This window comes from Mesorhizobium sp. KR9-304, assembly GCF_040049215.1.
Lineage (GTDB): Bacteria > Pseudomonadota > Alphaproteobacteria > Rhizobiales > Rhizobiaceae > Mesorhizobium_K.
On the sequence record NZ_JBDZDN010000004.1, the window covers coordinates 1 to 18648 of the forward strand.

General features: G+C 61.5%; 12 protein-coding genes. 10 read left to right on the forward strand and 2 right to left on the reverse strand.

Annotated features, from left to right (window positions below; translation table 11 throughout):
• Positions 1–1785 (forward strand): AAA family ATPase (locus ABLE71_RS19610; protein ID WP_348785172.1); only part of this gene is annotated, 1785 nt, incomplete at its 5' end.
• Positions 1782–3050, forward strand: coding sequence for an ATP-dependent helicase (locus tag ABLE71_RS19615; RefSeq protein ID WP_348785173.1), 1269 nt, complete (start codon positions 1782–1784; stop codon positions 3048–3050). The genes ABLE71_RS19610 and ABLE71_RS19615, both read left to right, overlap by 4 nt.
• Positions 3051–3208: 158 nt before the next feature.
• Here the strand turns inward: ABLE71_RS19615 and ABLE71_RS19620 are convergent, their stop codons facing one another.
• On the reverse strand, positions 3209–7381 hold the full coding sequence (locus ABLE71_RS19620) for a DUF3883 domain-containing protein (protein WP_348785174.1): 4173 nt from the start codon (positions 7379–7381) through the stop codon (positions 3209–3211).
• A 572-nt stretch (positions 7382–7953) separates the two neighbouring features.
• Here ABLE71_RS19620 and ABLE71_RS19625 point away from each other — a divergent pair.
• The 4 genes from ABLE71_RS19625 (at position 7954) to ABLE71_RS19640 (ending at position 11018) form a co-directional block, all read left to right on the forward strand.
• On the forward strand, positions 7954–8196 hold the full coding sequence (locus tag ABLE71_RS19625; protein WP_348785175.1) for a hypothetical protein: 243 nt from the start codon (positions 7954–7956) through the stop codon (positions 8194–8196).
• Positions 8197–8362: 166 nt separating this feature from the next.
• A complete protein-coding gene (locus ABLE71_RS19630; RefSeq protein ID WP_348785176.1) occupies positions 8363–8803 on the forward strand; it encodes a DUF3489 domain-containing protein in 441 nt (146 codons plus the stop codon).
• 5 nt (positions 8804–8808) lie between these two features.
• Positions 8809–9324 carry a DUF2924 domain-containing protein gene (locus ABLE71_RS19635; RefSeq protein ID WP_348785177.1) on the forward strand — a complete coding sequence of 172 codons (516 nt, stop codon included), beginning with the start codon at positions 8809–8811 and terminating at the stop codon, positions 9322–9324.
• Positions 9321–11018, forward strand: a complete 1698-nt coding sequence (locus tag ABLE71_RS19640; RefSeq protein WP_348785178.1) for a recombinase family protein — start codon at positions 9321–9323, stop codon at positions 11016–11018. Before ABLE71_RS19635 ends, ABLE71_RS19640 begins: the two co-directional genes overlap by 4 nt.
• Positions 11019–11711: 693 nt before the next feature.
• On the opposite strand, the gene ABLE71_RS19645 is transcribed toward ABLE71_RS19640, so the two are convergent.
• Positions 11712–12731 (reverse strand): Gfo/Idh/MocA family oxidoreductase, encoded by a 1020-nt coding sequence (locus ABLE71_RS19645; protein WP_348785179.1) that lies wholly within the window; start codon positions 12729–12731, stop codon positions 11712–11714.
• A 137-nt stretch (positions 12732–12868) separates the two neighbouring features.
• Between ABLE71_RS19645 and ABLE71_RS19650 the strand changes: the two genes are divergently transcribed.
• The 4 genes from ABLE71_RS19650 to ABLE71_RS19665 all read left to right on the forward strand — a co-directional run bounded on the left by ABLE71_RS19650 (position 12869) and on the right by ABLE71_RS19665 (position 18615).
• Complete coding sequence (locus tag ABLE71_RS19650) at positions 12869–13930, forward strand: LacI family DNA-binding transcriptional regulator (RefSeq protein ID WP_348785577.1); 1062 nt, start codon at positions 12869–12871, stop codon at positions 13928–13930.
• A gap of 179 nt (positions 13931–14109) precedes the next feature.
• Positions 14110–16176 (forward strand): FAD-dependent oxidoreductase, encoded by a 2067-nt coding sequence (locus ABLE71_RS19655; protein ID WP_348785180.1) that lies wholly within the window; start codon positions 14110–14112, stop codon positions 16174–16176.
• Between the two features lie 40 nt (positions 16177–16216).
• Positions 16217–17101, forward strand: coding sequence for a sugar phosphate isomerase/epimerase (locus ABLE71_RS19660; RefSeq protein ID WP_348785181.1), 885 nt, complete (start codon positions 16217–16219; stop codon positions 17099–17101).
• A complete protein-coding gene (locus tag ABLE71_RS19665) occupies positions 17098–18615 on the forward strand; it encodes a sugar ABC transporter ATP-binding protein (protein WP_348785182.1) in 1518 nt (505 codons plus the stop codon). The genes ABLE71_RS19660 and ABLE71_RS19665 overlap by 4 nt, the downstream gene beginning before the upstream one ends.
• Positions 18616–18648: the final 33 nt, after the last annotated feature.

An 18648-nucleotide genomic window follows, 5' to 3' on the forward strand; every position in this document is an offset into this window, starting at 1 on the left:
AAAGACAATCCAGCTCCGACGCTTGCAGCACCGCAAGCTCGCCGCTTAACATCAATCCAAAATCGAGGCCAACACTCCGCTAAATCAAGCAGCCATCAGCGCCAAATGTTCAGACGACGGACAATCCGCCAACTGACCGAGCATGACTTCTACGGCAGCGATCCCCAGCCAGCGGACCGCATTCGCCTTGTCGCGACGGTGATCGGCTTTGATGGCGACGATCCGGCTCAGCATATGGACTGGTTTAGGGACGATCGAGGGATCGTCAAATGGTGGAATCCGGTCGATGGCACGGTGATGCCGGCGCGCGCAGACCAATCGTGGAAGCTTGCTTGCCAGGTCGCTTTCGCCGCTCGATTTCACAGGCCGTCACTCGAAGTGGAGACGCTCCGGTACTTCCATGATGACGATGCGGTGGGCGATGTCTTTGCCGATGAAAGCGCCACCGCCTTTTCCGCTCGTCTGATCCGCGACATCGGCTTCTTCCTCGTGCCGGCCGCTCGTACATGGGACCGGACGGTGTCGTTCGGGTCGGAGTTGTTTCGCAGGGTCATTGCGGCTGGCGAAGGCCAGCCCTCGGAGTCCGTCCTTAGCGAGCGGGACAGATTGCGCGCGCCGGAAGCCCGACTTGAGGAGGACGAGCGCCTGGCGCCGATCGTCAGCCGCCTGAATCAGGAACTGCGCGGCTTTTTCCGGACGGCGCCCACGCTCCATTTGCGCGTGACCGCTACCGACAGCGACGGCCTGCTCGAATCCGTCGTCTCGCACTATGCACACGAGGGAGGCGGTCTTCCCTTGCCAGCGAGGCGACATGGGAGCGGCCTTCTTTCCCTGCAGCATCTGCTTCTGCTGTTGCAGTTCGGCCGGATGCGCGCTGAGGCCCATGAAGGCTTTTGGATGGCCCTTGAGGAGCCAGAGCTTCACGTGCCGCCGGCCCTGCAGCGCCGACTGGTTCATAGAATCCAGGCTCTTTCCCGACAGACATTCGTCTCGACGCACTCGCCGATGGTGGCGGCGCTCGCAGACCCGAAGGGTGTGGCGGTTCTCCGTAATGACGGCGGAGTGCTGACAGCAGTTCCTTTGCTGACGTCCACGCTGCCTGCTGAGACGCCGAACAGTGTGCGGAAGCTGTTTCAGGTCAACCGCGTTGAGACGATCGCCGCCGTTATGCACGAGTTTGTCTTGGTCCCCGAAGGCCGCACGGACTACGAGTGGCTCGGGCTGCTGGTTCGTGCTGTCGATCTGCATCAAAGCTGGGCGGCGGCCGATGAGTGCCGGTTCGATGCTTTTGTCGGCGTGATCCCAACGCATGATGGTGCGGTCGTCAGGACGGTTGAGACCATGGCGCCGTTGCACCCGCGCATCGTAGCAATGGTCGACGGGGATGCGGAGGGCGTCGGATACGCCGGGGCGCTTGTGGCGGCCGGATCTCCGAACTCGGGCGTGATCCTTCGGTGGGCGAATGGCGAGATGCTGGAGGACATCATTGGCTGGATCATCGATGCGGATGCGAACGCCTGTCTTCCGGCGATCCAGATCGACCAACCGGCAACCACAGTGGCAGAGCTGGTCGCGCGCCTGAAGAGCGACAATCGCGCTGCCGGAGGGCTGAAGAAGGACACGTCCACCTACGAGATCATCGCGGGCGCGATTGGTGCTAGTGAAGCCTGCTGCGCGCGAGCGCGGTCGCTGCTCAACGCGATCACCGATGTGGTGAAGGGAGAGAACAACCCGCTGTTTGCCGCGGATGCGGCCAATCCGGCGATCAGGGTGTTTCAACCGTGAACGTTCGGGCGGTCGAGGGAGTTGCCGGATGCGGAAAGACGTATCGTCTCATGGAGATGCTCTCTGAGACGCTTGCTGGCCATCCTTTGATCGAAGGGCAGCGCGTCCTTGCGCTGACCTTCATGCATGGAGCCAGGCGCCGCTTGTCGGACCGGCTTCGGACCGTTGCCGGTCTCATGGGCCGGGTGGAATGCTGCACGGTCGACGCCTTCGCATGGCGCATCTACCGGCGCTGGCGCGGCCTTGCGGCGGCGCTCGGCATCGCGCCTGCCGCGGAAGGCGAGTTCGATGCGGTCTGCGATGCTGCTGGACTGCTTCTTGAGCAGCCGCAGGTCCGGGCCTGGACGGCCGCGAGCTTCCCGATCGTGCTGGTGGATGAGGGACAGGATCTGAGGCCGCAGCGACTGCGGATGTTGGTCGCGCTTTCTGGCGCCACCAACGCATTGATCGCGGCAGATGAGTTTCAATGTCTCGACCAAGCGCTGCGTCCAAATCCGCTGGTGACTTGGTTACAGGGTGCGGCAGAGCCCGAAACGCTGGTCCAGGTACGTCGGACGAATATTGGGGGCCTTCTGGCGGCCGCGACGGCGATCCGGAACGGCCAGGCGCCGGTGAATGGACAGGGCTTCCGCATTTTGCAACCGGGCGTAAGCGTTCCTCTGGCCGCGACTTTGCTCGCCAACGCCATCGCGTGGCGCCAAGGGGGCAATGTCGCGGTGATCACGCCGGCGCTGCAAGGCGGATTTGTACAGTCTGTCGTAACGCGTGTTGGGGAAGGCCCCTGCGGACAGCAGCAAAATGGACCGTATTCGATCCAGTGGGAGGGCACTGATCGAGACGAGACGCAGGTCATCCTCGGGGGGCTTTTACTCCCTGCCAACGCGACCGCCGTGGGGACATGCGCCGCGCTGCGCTCGCTGCCGCCGTCGGGGCCTGTGCGCGCTGCAATCCTGTGGGTGGAAAATCAAATCCATGCTATCGGGCGGACGGAATTTACCCGTGTGGAGATCGAGGCCGTGATCGCTCGAAACGTGGCGTTGCGGAGGCAGTACGGCTGTGGCGCAGCGCATCTCTTCACCGCGATGACGGTGCAACAGGCCAAGAACCGCGAGTTCGACGGCGTCGTGGTCATATGGCCGTATCAGGTCGGCGGCGATGTCGAGCACAAACGCAGGCTGCTCTACAACGCCGTGACGCGGGCCAGGCGTTGGTGCAATATCATCGTCCAGGGCCAGAACATCCTCGCCGCGGCGCCGTTCGTATAGATTGCTAAAGCGGGGGCGCGGCAGTATAGCCGCGGCACCTGTTGCGAGCGGAAACTGGAAACACATCGATCCTCAATCGCCCAATTCGGAAAATGCTCCGGGGCAGCGCCACTTGCGTCTAGGCTCACGTGTGGAACGCGAATTGCAAAATGTGGCGCTCAGCCGATATCCTCGATCTTGGCGCGCAGCAAACCGAGCTCGAGCAATATCTGACGCGCCCCCAACATCTTTGCCGGATTGGGAAAGCACTTCGCCACCGGCATCTTATCCGCCACGCGATAGACGCGCCACAACTCGTATCGGTCGCGCTCGCGAAACGCTTTCTCGAATTCTTTACGCGGCCAGTCGAATCGGCCATCGCTCCCCGTGGTGGCCTTGACCTCGAGCCATCGTGGGCGCCCCTCTGCATCGATCGAGCGAATATCATGATCCGCGCCGGGCTCATCGCGCGACGTCCAGATGACATAGCGCTCCGGCTCCTCGTAGCCTAGCTCACTGACCCTTTTCAGCTCCATGCGGTAGATCAGTTCCTCGCCGCGCTGGCCGAGCAGTCCGGCGCGCTCGACCTCCGCCAGCGTTGGCGGCAGCCATGTGCCAGAACCGCCGCCGCCGCCCGACGATTGCTGCGGCTCGATCTGGAGTCCCTTGGCAGCCGCGACCGTCAGATCGACATCATCGATGTTGGGAAGCTTGAACGGTGATGGCGCGGGCGGTGGCGTAGGTGGCGGTGGGGGATTAGGGGGTGGCGGCGGCGCGGGCTCGACCGGTGGCGGCTCGGAGTCGCTCCTGTCCCGGTCGGTGTCGAGATTGTCGAAAACCTGGCGGAGCGCGATCTCCTCCGCGTCCTCGTCACCATCCTCCTCCTCCCCGAGATCGCTATCGACATCGTCATCCAATTCCCATTCCCGCCCGCGCGGGATTCCCATGCGATCGAGATAGTCGGTAAGCTCTTCGAACGTCGCTGCGAGGACCAGTGGAAGGAAGGCATTGGCGAGGCTGCGCATCGTCCCCACGCTAGTCGCGCCTGCAATCTCAGCTAGTGCCTCGGCCAGCAACAGCTGGAAGCTGCCCTTGGTTTTTGGCGCCACAAGATCGATATGCTGCTCGCTGACGGCAACTTGTGCTGGCACCAGCACGCTGGCGCCGCCGACCGAATAGCGTCGTCCCATCGACTGAAAGAACGCAATCTCGGTGATCGCCGCCAAGCGCGTGGCGATCGCGCTGCGGCTTGCCGGAACGAACCCCGCATGCCCGTGGCGATTGCGGAACGCGACCTCATAGAGCGCACGGGCAAACAGCGGCCGATGCAACATCGCAAGGACGCGCTCGCTATGCTTTGGCTTGTACCAGAGATACGGTCGTCCGGGTGCCCCAAGCTCTGGCTGGCCAGTTCCGGCAATGGCCGACAGCGGTCGAATACCGAGTGCGGTAAAGAAAACTCGCGATCGCTCCGAGCGCTCGATGATGCCGATCTTGCTGTCGGTCGCGCGCAATTCCTGTTCGAGCGCCACAAAGTCGGGCTCGACCAACTGCCCCGCTCGGAGCTGGGCGAGCGAGAACAGGCGAGAACGATCGTCGAGCAAACAGCTGAAGTTCTCCAAGCCGGCCGGCAATCCCAGCGGACCGCGAAGGTTATATGCTTCGAGCAATATGCGACGTTGGCGCTGTTCGACCGGTCCCTCGATGCCCCACTCGATATCGACGAATTGAAAGAAGCGCGTCCAATGCTCGTCCGTTGGCGACGCCGGCGCGCCGAGCGCCTGATAGGCCTGTGCGACATCGTCGGCGTGCCGAAAGACCGGGATCGCTTCGGCCAACAGCGCGGGGATCCGCAGACCGACCAGGATGTCCGACGGGGCGTGATAGTCGTCCTGTACCCAGCAGATGCTTTGGTCCGCGAATTCGGCCTTTGCGCGTCGCTCGCGTCCGATCGCTGCGACAAGGGCAGAATAAACGAGGTCCGGCCGCGGCAGCGGCTCGGTCCGGTCGCGATGCGCCTCGATGATCTCGAGCAGCGTGTCGCTGTCCGGCGCGGCTTTCAGCTTGAGCTTGTGATGAAGAAGCTCGTTCGTGCCCGCGACGATCAAGTCATCGTCGCCAATGCAGAGCCGGTTGGTCGCGGTATCGAGGTGGAGAGTCTCTGGTGCGGCGAGTCGTCCGGACTTGGTCCTAAGCCAGGTAATCTCGCGCAGTTCTTCGACGACCGCGGTGCTCAGCAGTTTGAGATTGTCGGTGAGCAGTTTCTCGAAGCGCTCGGCGGTCTTAGGCTGGTCCTCGACAAGGCGGGCAAAGCGAACGAGATCGGTACTGCTCAGGTTCTCACGGATCCGCAGGCGCGCTATCAGGTTCGGCGCTGCAAGCAAGTCTATGGACGGTCCGTCGATTGCAGGATCGAGGAAACGGGCGAGCGCCTTCTTAAGATTGACCATCTCCACCGGGGCGACCCAGTCGCCACGCTGGTTCTTCACCACGGGGTTGCTGCGCAATGCCGACAGGGCAGCTCGGCTGATCGGCGCTTCACGTGCGAGAAGCTTTCGGTAGAGCGTCTCGCGCTCCCGGTCGTCCGGCGCCGCATCTGCAGCGCGCTTCGCGGCGTCGATTAGCCATTGCTCTTCGTCGAAGACGCGGCAGTGCCCGGAAATCGCCTTGAACGGCACAAGGTCGGGGTGAAGTCGGTTCGCTTCCGGTTCTGGGCAATCAGCCCAAAGGTCCGGGTCGACGATCATCAGCTCAATGGCTGGTCTCAGGTCGCCCGTTGCGCTGAGCGTCGAGGCCGTGTTGCCGAGATCGGATCGCATCTGCTTTGAGAGCCGTCGCGGGAATGCCGAAAGCGCCGATGCTTGGCGCTTTTGCATGTCCAGCCCGCGCGTCGACTCGTCATAGCTGGTGAAATAATATTTCGCCGCAGCTTCGACCGTGGTTTTCAGGCTCTTCTCATCTTCACCCGCGCAGCGTAGCCGAACGAGCGATGCGACGGTAAACGGCTTCGCCCCGCATTTTTCCGCAAGCTCGCGCAGATTCTCGTCAGCGCTGAGCGCGGGATCGAGATAGCGGGCGTCGCCAAGAAAGCCGCCGTAGAGATCGTCGCTCGGCAGCACGATCGCATCCGCTTTAGCAAATCGCTTGTCGCCCCTTGCGAGCGTTGGCCAACATGCATCTCCTCTGAGCCGTTCCGCCAACCTCGTCGCGAACCGGTCGGGTGTGGCGACGCCGTCACCCGCGAGCGTCGTGAAGGCATCGGCGCCGTATCGCACGAACCAGTCGGAAACGAGCAGGTCCATCACGAGTTCGACCGCCTGATCGATCAGCCAGTCGTTCCACTGGAGATCATTGAGGCCACTACGATCCTGGTTGAGTTCGAACGGAGCACTCACGCTCACCGGGCAACCGGTTCGCGAGGCTGGCGCCTTCAAGGGATAATAAAAACGGCCGTTCTGGCCGAGATCGATCTTGCGTCGCGCGATCGGCACCGAGACCGCGATCTTCACCCTGCCGCCGGCGGCCCTATAGTAAGAGGGGAACCGCCGAGCCGAATACTCCGCCGGCAATTCGACAATTCGCGAGAACTCCTCTTCCTGGAAGGAGACGACGCGCGCGTCGCCGTCACTCATCCGGCCGCGCCGGGAGGTCATCGATACACCGGACATCCGACAGCGAGCTGGTGACGCCTCTTGTCGCCAGCGCAGTATGCGCCCGGTTCGAATCGAGCGAACGTTGACCTCGCGAAGGCCTGACTTCTTCCCGCCATGCGCGAGCTTGAGCAGTGTGTCGGGCATGCTCGCCGCCATCAGTTCCAGCGCGTGCGCTTCGCGCTCGACAGTGAACGCCTCCAGGGTTTCGGTCGATCGCGTGCGATAGGGCACGAACAGGCGGACACCCTTCGCGCCCCGAGATTGCGGATCGGGCGCGCGACCGGTCTCCTGCGTCTGAAGGTCGAGGAGCGCCACCTGCCCGGCGGATCGGACGTGGATTTCGTCCCCGAAGCGGAAGAGCGACCGCAGCCCGAAATTCTTCGAACCGATCCCATTCTCCTTCGGCGCGACGACTTCGGCGCCGCGAGTGCCCATGACATTGCCGGTGCCGACGATCACCGAGAGCCGCTCCCAGCCGCTGCGCTCGATATTGCGACCCGAACCGATCACCTCGACCGATTTGCTGCCGAACGTCAGCGCGAGCTTATCACCACCGCCGTCGTACTCGTTCTGAACGAGCTCGCGTAGGACGTCGCCGGCATCGTGACCGGCCACGAATTGTTCGATGACGCTCGAACCAATGCGCGTGCGCCGGCTGGCACCATAATCGGGCGGCACATAGTCGGGTTCGTCAATCACGACATCCGGCGAAGATGTAACCCTAGCTGTTCTCTCCGACGGAGAGGCTGTGCCGCTCGCGATCTTCGACGCCGAACTTGCCAGTTCTTCCCTCCTGGTCGCCACGATTTAGCCCCGTATTGCTCGCCATGCTCCATGCGTCGAGCGAACGTAGTTGGTCACTGTAGGCCAAGCAATATTCTATCCAAACCAGAGCGGCTTGTTCGCTAAAGCTTCATACGACGATGATCTCACAGTCATTTTTCTCGATACGAGGGCGACGTTATCGCTGGCGGCGGCTTCGGTACTGCGCTTGCTCGCCCATATCCGGCTGCGCTAGGCCACCTCAGATTGGAATCGGACGAGCCGCAAGGGGCCCAACCCACACCATCTCGCTTATGCAGAGAGGGTCGGTGGTTGAACGTCCGCTTTTGCAGTTGCGCCTCCTAAGAGCTGTCGGGCAGCAATCGGCCCCATCTCGGTCGTTCAATGATACGCATTGCGACGGCTGCTTCTGGCGCAAATTCGCCTTTGCACATTCCACTCGACTTCCTCTGCAAAGGAAGCGTTGGTGCTCCAAAAGGAGCATGGCTATGGCGAAGGGGCAGGTAGCGGCTGACCGAATGACGGTGGGCTCGGCGCTTGGCGCACTGGACGAGATGGAGTCGGATCTGCGCCATCTCATTGGCCTGATAGCTGCCTTCCGGATTCTCGGTGAGGCCGACGACTCCATAGAGCCGGTTGCGGTTTCCTCGCTTGCGCGATGCGCGCACGAGACGCTGGAGGAACTTGAGCGAAACTGGCGCACGGCCATCGGCGCGTTGCGAGAACGCTGATCGTGGCAACCCGGTGCGACTTTCGACTGGACTTCACCTGCGAAGGAAGCGTTGCTGTTTGTCAGAAACCAGACCGCGACTGAACAGGCTGCACTAAGACAGCCGATGTCAAGCCAACCTCTCCGCCCGCCCCCTTGCGCGGGCTTCGGTCAGTACAGGCGCCCCGATGTTGCGGCGCCTGCAACCGACGGAGAGAACGATGGCACAGACGAACGAAACTTCCACCAATGAGGCCGATGCAGTTGCTGGCGGAGCGGCACCCGCCGCCAATAAAAAAAACGGGCCCGACCGCAAGGGCAAGTCGGAGACGAAGCGCGCTCTGAAAACGACGGATGGCGCGGGCAAAGCTGCCGAAGGCAAAATCAAACCCAAGACGAAACTGGTCGCAACTGCCGAGACAAAGGCATCGGTGGTGTTGAAGAAGCTGAAGTCGCCGAAAGGTGTGACGATCGAGGCTCTCAAGGAGGCGACCGGCTGGCAAGCCCATTCAGTGCGCGGCTTTCTCTCGGCGGTGGTGAAGAAAAAACTCGGGCTCAACCTCGTCAATGAGGTCGGCAAGGACGGCGTGCGCCGCTACCGCATCGAAGACGCCGCCAAGGCGAAGTGACGATCATGACCTCGCTGGATGAGCGTATCGAGCAGGAGGTCGCCGCTCTCGGCGACCTCACTCGTGAAGAGCTGGCCGCCCGCTGGGCGAAGGCTTATGGGTGCCCTCCGCCAAAGGGCGTAAAGCGAGGCCTGCTCGAACGTGCGGCTGCCTGGCATCTGCAGACACGGCACTTCGGCGGGCTGTCTCCTGCGACACGGAAAGCAATCCGTGATGCGGTGAAGCTTGGCCGAGGCGCCAACCCCGGAACCGGTCATCCTTCCTACGCTGCTGGCGCTGCGCAGACCGATCGAGACACCAATACGCAGCGCCGCGTTGCCCGGCGCAGCTTGCCTGTGGTTCCTGCCCAGATCCTCAGGTCTGGCACGCGGCTGGTGCGTGAGTGGAATGGTAGAACCCATGTCGTTGATGTGAGTGAGGATGGCTTTGTCTTCGACGGCCGGACCTATGGCTCGCTTTCGGCCATCGCCAAACGCATCACTGGCGCGCACTGGTCTGGTCCGAGGTTCTTCGGCCTATGAGCACCTCCTCTCGCCTGCGCTGCGCGATCTACACCCGCAAGTCCACCGAGGAAGGGCTGGACCAAGAATTCAACTCACTCGATGCCCAGCGCGAAGCCTGCACTGCCTTCGTTGCTTCGCAGGTCGGGCTTGGCTGGAAGCTCGCGTCAGACCGGTATGATGATCCCGGCTTCTCGGGCGGCAGCATGGAGCGTCCTGCCCTGCAGCGGCTGTTGCAAGATATTCGTGAGAAGAAAATCGACGTGGTCGTCGTCTACAAGATCGACAGGCTGACACGATCGCTGACCGACTTCTCCAGGATCGTCGAGGTGTTCGATCAAGCGGGTGTTTCCTTCGTCTCCGTTACGCAGCAGTTCAACACCACGACATCGATGGGCAGGCTGACGTTGAACGTGCTTCTCTCCTTTGCCCAGTTCGAACGAGAAGTCACAGCCGAGCGTATTCGCGACAAGATCGCCGCCTCGAAGAAGAAGGGCATGTGGATGGGCGGTGTCGTGCCGCTCGGCTATCGGGTGGAGAACCGGAAGCTCGTCGTGCACCCGGAGGAAGCCAAGATCGTCCGCTGGCTGTTTGAACAATATCTCGACTTGAAGTCGGTCCGCGCTCTCGTCGAGGAGGCAGCATCACATGGTCATTCGGGACGAACGACCTTGAGGAAGGACGGATCGAGGGTGACGACGCGACCCTTCGGCCGCGGCAATCTATATCATCTGCTGTCGAACCAGATCTATATCGGCAGCATCCGTCACAAGGACAGGATCTATGACGGCGAGCATCAGCCCATCATCGATCGCGAAATATTCGAAGAAGTGCAGCGCCTGCTGAAGGACCAGACGCCCATTCGAAAGAGTTCCTCCAACCAAAACGACGGCCATCTGCTGACCGGCATTCTCTATGACGAGGCCGGAGAGAAGCTCAGAGCCGTCCACGCCAACAAAAAGGGTGTGCGCTATCGCTACTACGTGTCCAGGCAACTCGTGGAGGGCCGAAAGAAGGATACCGACGGCTGGCGCTTGCCGGCAAATGAAGTTGATTCACTTGTCGAGCATCGGCTGACTCAAATCCTTCACGATCGAACCCAACTCTCTAATTGGATTCAGAAGTCTCACCCGACGGCAAATCTCGCTGCGGCACTTGAGCGGAGCACAACGCTGAACAGCAACTTGAATGACACCGCGACCGAAGGCAGACGGGAACTTGTTCGTGGACTTGTCCGTCGTGTCACCTTGACGCCGGGTTCGCTCACAATCGAGATCGACCGAGCAGCGGTCGTCGCCGCGCTGCTTCCTAACCTGTCACGATCTGACCTGGAGCATGACGGTGCAGCCGTCAGAGTCGAATGTCCCATCTCGCTGAGGCGCCGTGGTGTCGAAATGCGGATGGTCGTAACCAACTCCGCCGAACGGCATCGCGAGCCCGATGCCGGCCTCGTTCTGCTCATCATGAGGGCTCATCAATATCTCGTCCTGCTCGTCGAGGGTCAGGGCAGGAAACTCTCGGACATCGCAGTAACCGAGAGGGTCGAGCTGTCGGAAGTGAGTCGTGTCCTCCCCCTTGCCTTTCTCTCACCATCGATTGTCGACAGCATCTTCGCCGGCACCCAGCCCGTCAGCCTGACAGCGCAGCGACTGTCTCGACTTGCCGACCTTCCGGCATCGTGGCGGCAACAGTCAGAGCTGCTAGCCCGCGCCTGAGCGCATCAGCCGACCATCGCAGCGATGCACCCACCCAAACGTTTGGAAACGAAAACAGGCCGGTAGAGACCGACGCCCAAAAACGCGTCTCAGCGGCGGAAATCAGAGACTTTCTGCCAAGTGTTGCGGGCGTCGGCCTCGTAAGCCTCGGAAAAGACAACGCTTTCTAGAGACGGTCAGAGAACCCGGGAAATGCCTGGACTGAATGGTGGTTCCCAAGGGACTCGAACTGGCAACCAAACGGCAAAACTAAGCCTCGGAAATGTCGACACTATTCGGGCCGGTTTTCACGAAAGTCGCGGACAGAGACATTTCGGGCGAAAATTGCAGACGTTTGGACAGAGACGACTTCGCTGCATCGAGGTGCATCCCAGCGATCATGTGGTGATGCAAGCAACAAAAATCTCTACTAAGTCATTGATATTGCAGACTGTTTGGTGGTTCCCAAGGGACTCGAACTGGCAACCAAATGGCAAAACTAAGCCTCGGAAATGTCGACGCTATTCCGGCCCATTTTCAGGAAAGTCGCAGACAGAGACGTTTGGGGCGACAACAGTAAACATTTGTACAGAGACGATTTTGCTGCATCGATTTGCATTCCAGCGATCATTTGATGCTTCAGGCGGCAAGTCAGAAATTGTGCCCTTCGATCTGCTTGATCAAGATTGCGAGAATCTCCTTGACGCCGCGCTCTCAGCCCGTAAGCGCAGCAACAGTGTTGGATCTGGCTGATCGGGCAAAGGCATCGAGGACCCGCATATTCTTGACCGAATCCTCAATCGGTGGGATGGCCGAGAGGTCCCCGCGAACGGCGTCTGCGAAAGCCTCAATCATCAACTGATAGTGATCCACCGCAGGCAATTCTTCCTGGCGTCGGCGGCCGTTCTCGTCAACGACGATCACTAATGTCTCGGAGATGCGCGATCCCAGCCCTGGAATGATGCCGCGCGGCACCTCGATCTGGCCGCGCCTCCCGATCACCCGATAGAAGCCCTGAGCGTTGCCCATGAAGGAGCAACTCACCATTGCGACGCGGCCCGCCGAAAATTCGAGGACGGCGGCGCACGCAACGTCGACCCCGTATCGATCGTCGATTGACCAGCGCCCCAAAACGCTGAGCGGCTCCTCTGCGAATATGCTGCGGGCGATGTGGACGACATAACAGCCCATGTCGAGGAGGGCCCCACCGCCGAGTTTCTTGTCAAATCGCACATTTGCCGGGTCCACTGGGCTCATGAGATCCACCGAAAGATGAGCGTGGACTTCGACGACTTCGCCGATCTCCCCCGACGCGATGATATCCCGCACGCGGTCATGTTGCGGATGGAAGCGATACATGAAGCCCTCCATCAGCAGCACCTTGTAGTCGGCACAGGCTCGCACCACAGTCTCGGCCGCGGCGGCGTTCATCGCGATAGGCTTCTCGCAGAGGATCGCCTTGCCAGCATGAGCAGCGGCGACTGCCCAGTGCGCGTGCTCGGAATTGGGTAGAGGTATGTAGACTGCCTCGACATCCGGATCGGCCAGCAGCTCCTCGTAGGAGCCAAGCACGCGCTCTATGCCAGCCTCCCGAGCCCAGTCTGAAGCAACCTCAGGGCGTCGGGTCGCGACTGCGACAACCCTGGCATTGCGGGCTTTGGTGATGGCAGGCACCACCGCTGTCTTGGCTATTCCGGCAGCGCCCAGCACGCCGAATCTCACTGGATTTTGCATGGTGCCTGAGTCCGATCTTTATTGCTTTGGGCCACAACATCGTTGAACCTTCAAAATGAAGAAGGTAAACGATTACGTCAACAGATTCGACACGCGTTCGTTGGTTGTTTAGTCCTTTGGACTTCAAGGAATGGTGCATGGCTAACATTCGAGATGTGGCGAGCCGCGCGGGGGTATCTGTGGCGACGGTGTCGCATGTCATCAACGAGTCGCGTTTTGTTGCGGATGAAACCAAAGCGCGCGTGCTCTCAGCCATATCCGAGCTCAACTATCGCCGTGACGGCATAGCTCGCAGTCTGAGGCGCAGCCACACCGGAACCATCGGAGCGATTATCTCGGACGTCACCAACCCGTTCTTCTCCGACCTGGTGAAGGGGATCGACAATGTCGTCCACAACCTTCCTAACCGGGTGAACGTCATGCTGTGCAATACTGAGGAGGATCCGGCCAAAGAAAGGGCCTATCTCGACGTGCTGATGGAAAAGCGCGTCGACGGCCTCATCGTGGCGCCCGCTGGCGACAACAGGGCATACTTCCAGTCGCTCATCGAGCAGTCGTTTCCGCTAGTCTTCGTCGACCGCACGCTTTCGGGCATCGACGTCGAGTCGGTTGAGGTCGACAACCTCGCCGCATCCGCTAGCGTTATCCGGCATCTGATCGATCAGGGGCATCGACGCATCGCAGTGCTCAAGGCTACGCTACAAGCCAATTCCATAGGCAACCGGTTGAGCGGCTATGAGCAGGAGATGGCAGTCGCAGGCTTGTCGACTTCGCGGGAACTGGTGGTCGAATGCGCCTCCGATATTGTGTCGGCGCAAGTGGGAGGCAGCAGGCTTCTTGATCTAGATCCGCTTCCGGACGCAGTGTTCTGCACAAACAATTTCATGACGCTCGGCATGGTGCGCGCAATCAACGCGCGGGGCTTGCGCTGTCCAGAGGATATCGCCATTGCCGGTTTCGACGACTTTCTATGGGCGGACGCCTTTCGGCCACGCATCACTGCTGTGGCGCAGCCGAGCATAGAAATGGGCGAGGAGGCGGCGCGGCTCCTAATGTCGCGCATCGCCAAGACGCGCAGCGGTCAGCCCGTCCATCGGCTTCTCGACACCTCGCTTATCGTTCGCGAATCGTCAGGTCCAAGGCAGCTTTCGCGATCTTTGACGAGTGCGCCCGGCACCGGCGATCGCGCGCCCGCCTGAGAGAGCGCAAGTAGTTCCCATTTAGACGCAGCGGTTGCCCCAGCATCGTGCCGCTTGGCGGAACGGCGGTCCTGGATCAGTTCGGCCCGCCACTTCCACAAAAACAGCCACAGTTGACGACTGATATGTAATCGTTTACGTAATCGATTACGTCATTGATTTCTGCGTGTGGTGATCCAATGAAGGCCGACACATCGCACTATCCGCATCTGCTGAGCAGTTTTGCTCTGCGGGGCGTCGCGCTGAGAAACCGCTTGGTGTTCCAGCCGCACTTCACTGCGCTCGGCCATCTCGACGGCATGCCCTCGGACGATCTTCGCGCGTATCATGAGGAACGGGCCCGCGGCGGTGTCGGCCTCATCATACTCGAGAGCCAGGCGGTCCATCCGACCGGCAAGATGTCGCGTCGTTTCATCAACGCCTGGGACCCAGCGGTTGTGCCGGGCCTCGCCAAAGTGGCCGACGCGGTGCACTGCCATGGCGCGAAGATTTTCGGCCAGCTAACCCATGGCGGACACACGTCGCTCGAACACCCGCCGCATATCATGTGGGCGCCAACCCAGATGCCAGAACCTTCGAGCCACCACTCGACCAAGGCGATGGATGACGACGACATTCGCGCGGTGGTCGAAGGCTTCGCCCTAAGCGCCCGGAACCTGATTGACGCCGGCATCGACGGCATCGAGATCAAGATCGCACATGACGGGCTGTTGCGTTCCTTCGCCTCGCCCTACTTCAACCGCCGGACTGATGCCTATGGCGGCAATTTCGAGAACCGCATGCGGCTCTCCTGCGAGGTGCTGGTTGCGATCCGCGACGCTATCGGCAACGCGCCGCTTGGTATTCGGTTATGCGTGAACGAGTTCACCCCGTTCGGCTACGACACGGAATACGGACTGGAGATGGCGGCCGCGCTAGAGAGCACCGGCGCCGTCGACTACTTCAATTCAGACGCCGGCTCATTCTCCAGCTACTGGATGGAGATTCCGCCGGCAGCCGTTGCCCGCGACGACTTCCGCAAAATCAACGCGGCCCTGAAGGCCGCCACCAAGCTGCCCGTCGTAGCCTTCGGCCGCATCACTCCGCAGGCCGGCGAAGCGCTGGTTCGCGACGGCGAAGCCGACCTCGTTGGCATGGCGCGCCAGTTGATCGCAGATCCGGAAACGGCAAACAAGCTTAAGGCAGGCCGCGGCGACCTCGTGCGCATGTGTATCTCATGCAACGACGCCTGCATTTACCAAGTTGGCCAGGAGAAGGGTGTGCGCTGCGTCCACAATCCGGGCGCCGGGCGCGAGCTGACGCACAGCGAGCGCTTCGTCTCCGTCGCGCCGAAACGGTTGCGCGTGGTCGTAGCGGGCGGCGGTCCAGCCGGGCTGAAGACGGCGGAGCTCGCATTACGTCGAGGTCACAGTGTAACATTGTTCGAGCGCGATAAGCGGCTCGGCGGCCTCGTCAACCTGGCCGCCACGCAGCCCGAACATGCCGCAATTGGCGAGGTGACATCCTATCTGGAAGCCGCCGTGCGCGAGCACGCCGTCACCGTTCGGCTTGGCGAGGAGGCGACGCTCGACAACATCAAAGCCTGCAATCCCGACATCGTCGTCGTGGCGACCGGCTCGGATCCCAACTTGCCCGACAAGACGGACACCGACTCCGTCCTGTCGAGGCAGCTTGGACGACAAATTCTGCCCGAAATTGCCGGGCTCGACGGCGACAATGTTGTCTCCCCGGACAAGGTCTTGTCAGGAGAGGCTCGCCTTTCGGGGCACGTCGTGGTGATCGACAACAACGGCCACTGGGAAGCCGCCGGCACCGCTGAATTCTTGGCTGACAACGGCTGTCGGGTGACGATTGTCGCCGGACACACCTTGGTCGGCGAGGACATCGAATCGGGAAATCGCACTCTCTTCTACCGGCGCGCTGCCATCAAAGGTATCTCCATGCGGACCGCCACGCACGTTACCGCGATCGAGACAGGAAAAGTGCGCATCTCGGCCGTTTTTAGTGCCTCCGACGCCATCGGCTGGGCGAAATACATCCTGATGCCGGGCGATGAAGAAACCATCGACGGGGTCGACTGGGTAGTGCCGGTTATAGGTAGGCGGTCGCGCGAGGATCTCTACCTCAAGCTCAAAGATTCCCCGGATTTTGCCGGCGTCCGCGTTGAGCGGGTGGGCGACTGCGTTGTGCCGCGACTGATCCAGAGCACCATTTTGGAGGCGTTTGAACTCGGCCGCGAGTTGTGAGTTCCGACAGCCAGTCGACCAAGACATTTGGGAGGAGCACGTGAAGCTAGCATTCAACACCTGGGTCTATTCCAGCTTTCCGGTCTGGGTCCCTTCATATCCGCTGACCGACACGATCGAGCGCATCGCCCGCATCGGCTACGAGGGCATTGAGATCGGCGCGGCCAGCCCGCATGCCTATCCCGACTACTTGGACGTGGCGCAGCGGCGCGATATCAAGGCATGCCTTGATGCCAATGGGCTGGCATTGGCAAGCATGCTGCCGGCACCTGGCGGCGGCCCGGGTTTCAATGCCGCTTCGCCGCTCGAGGCGGAGCGCGCAAACACGCTCGACCAGTATCGCAAAGTCATCGACCTCTGCGCCGATCTCGGCGGCAAACAGGTGCTTTATGTCGCCGGCTGGCAGATATTCGGCACCCAGCGCGAGCAGGCGTGGGAATGGAGCCGTTCGGCTCTTGCTGAACTCGCCGGACATGCCGCCACTCGCGACGTATCGATGATCATCGAGCCGACGTCGGCCGACAGCAATCTCGTGGATTCCTGTGACGACGCCATGCGCATGAAGCGTGAGGTCGGTGCAAGCAATGTCGGGCTAATGTTCGACACCTACCACACGATCTACCGCAACGAAGTCGCTACCGACTACGTGCTGCGCATGGGCAAGGATCTGCGACACATCCACCTCGCTGATGCCAACCGCGCCGCGCCCAGCGACGCGGGCCGCGCGGACTACCGGGGTCTAGTTGCCGCGCTGGCCGAGCAGGGTTTTGGCGGCTACGTCACCATGGAGATCGGCTTCGACCGTCGCGCTGTCGAGCCCGACCGCATCGCCCGCGAAGCCTACACCTATGTCAAATCGCTGGTCGACGGACTGCCAAAGGCCAGCGCCCGCGAGGCTGCAAGCAGGTTGGGGGAAAGTTCATGAGCGCCGTTCCATCCGCTGCGCTGCCAATGCCCAGGCAGGGCGAAACCCTGCTGATCGCCGACAACGTCTCCAAGACGTTTCCCGGCGTCATCGCGCTTGACGAGGTGACCTTCGAGGTGCGCGCCGGCGAGGTAAACGCGCTGGTCGGCGAGAACGGTGCAGGAAAGTCGACCCTGATAAAGATCATGTCGGGAAACTACGCGCCAGACGGCGGCGAGGTCCGCGTCGAGGGAAGCCGGCTGGAGGCGACACCGGCTGCGGCGCACCGTGCTCGCGTCGCGACGATCCACCAGGACAGCCATCTCGTCCCCAACATGACCGTCGCAGAGAACATCATGCTCGGTCACTGGCCGGTCCGCTTCGGCTTCATCTCGCGTCGCGAGCAGTATCGCCGTGCGCAGCAGGCCATTTCCCTAGTGGCCCCGTCGCTCTCCCCCAACATGCTCGCGCATCGCCTGTCGCCCGCCGAGGGACAACTGGTCGAGATCGCGCGTGCCATTTCGGAGAATTCGCGCGTGCTCATAATGGATGAGCCGACAACATCGCTCTCCGGTCGCGAGATCGACCAGCTGTTCCGCGTCGTCGACGGGCTCAAGGCCCAGGGTATGGGCATTGTCTTCGTCTCGCATTGGCTGGAGGAAGTCTTCCGCATCGCTGACCGTGTAACAGTGCTGCGCGACGGACGCCTGGTTGGCACCCAGCCGGCCGACACGCTCGATGCCGATGGTGTCATCCGCATGATGGTCGGCCGCGACGTAGCACATGTCACGGCGCAGCCGCGCCCGATCGGCGACACGGTGCTGAGAGTCCGCAATTTGACGCGCGTCGGCGTTGTCGACGACATTTCGTTCGAAGTGCGCGCCGGTGAGATCGTGACACTCGCCGGCTTGGTGGGAGCCGGCCGCACGGAGCTGGCAAGTTGCATCTTCGGCGCTGACCCCTATGAGAGCGGCAGCGTCGAACTGGGAGGACAGACTGTGTCCCCAGGCAGCCCACATCCCGCAATCCAGGCAGGAATCGGCTTGGTCCCCGAAGACCGTCGCCATCAGGGGTTGGTCGCGAATCTCAGCGTCTCAACCAACGCAACGCTGGCCGTGCTCGACCGCATTGCGCCGAACGGATTCCTTTCAAGGCGGCTCGAGGACGAGGCGGTGGCTACCGCCACCCGTTCCGTCGCAGTCAAGATGGCGTCGACAAGCGTCCCCATATCAACGCTGTCCGGCGGCAACCAGCAGAAGGTTATAATCGGCCGGTGGCTGGCGCGACAGCCGAAGCTGCTCATTCTCGACGAGCCCACGAAGGGCATCGACGTCGGCTCCAAAGCAGAGATCAGCGAGCTCATCATTCGACTTGCCACGGCCGGCACGGCGATCCTGTTGATCAGCTCCGAAATGCCTGAGGTGCTGTCGTTAAGCGACCGCGTCCTCGTCATGCGCTCGGGCCGTATTGTCGGCGAGCTCAATCGATCAAACCTCACTCCGGAGGCGGTGATCGCCTTGGCCACAACTGGTTGAAAGGCTAATCAGATGTCAGAAACGAATTCAGCG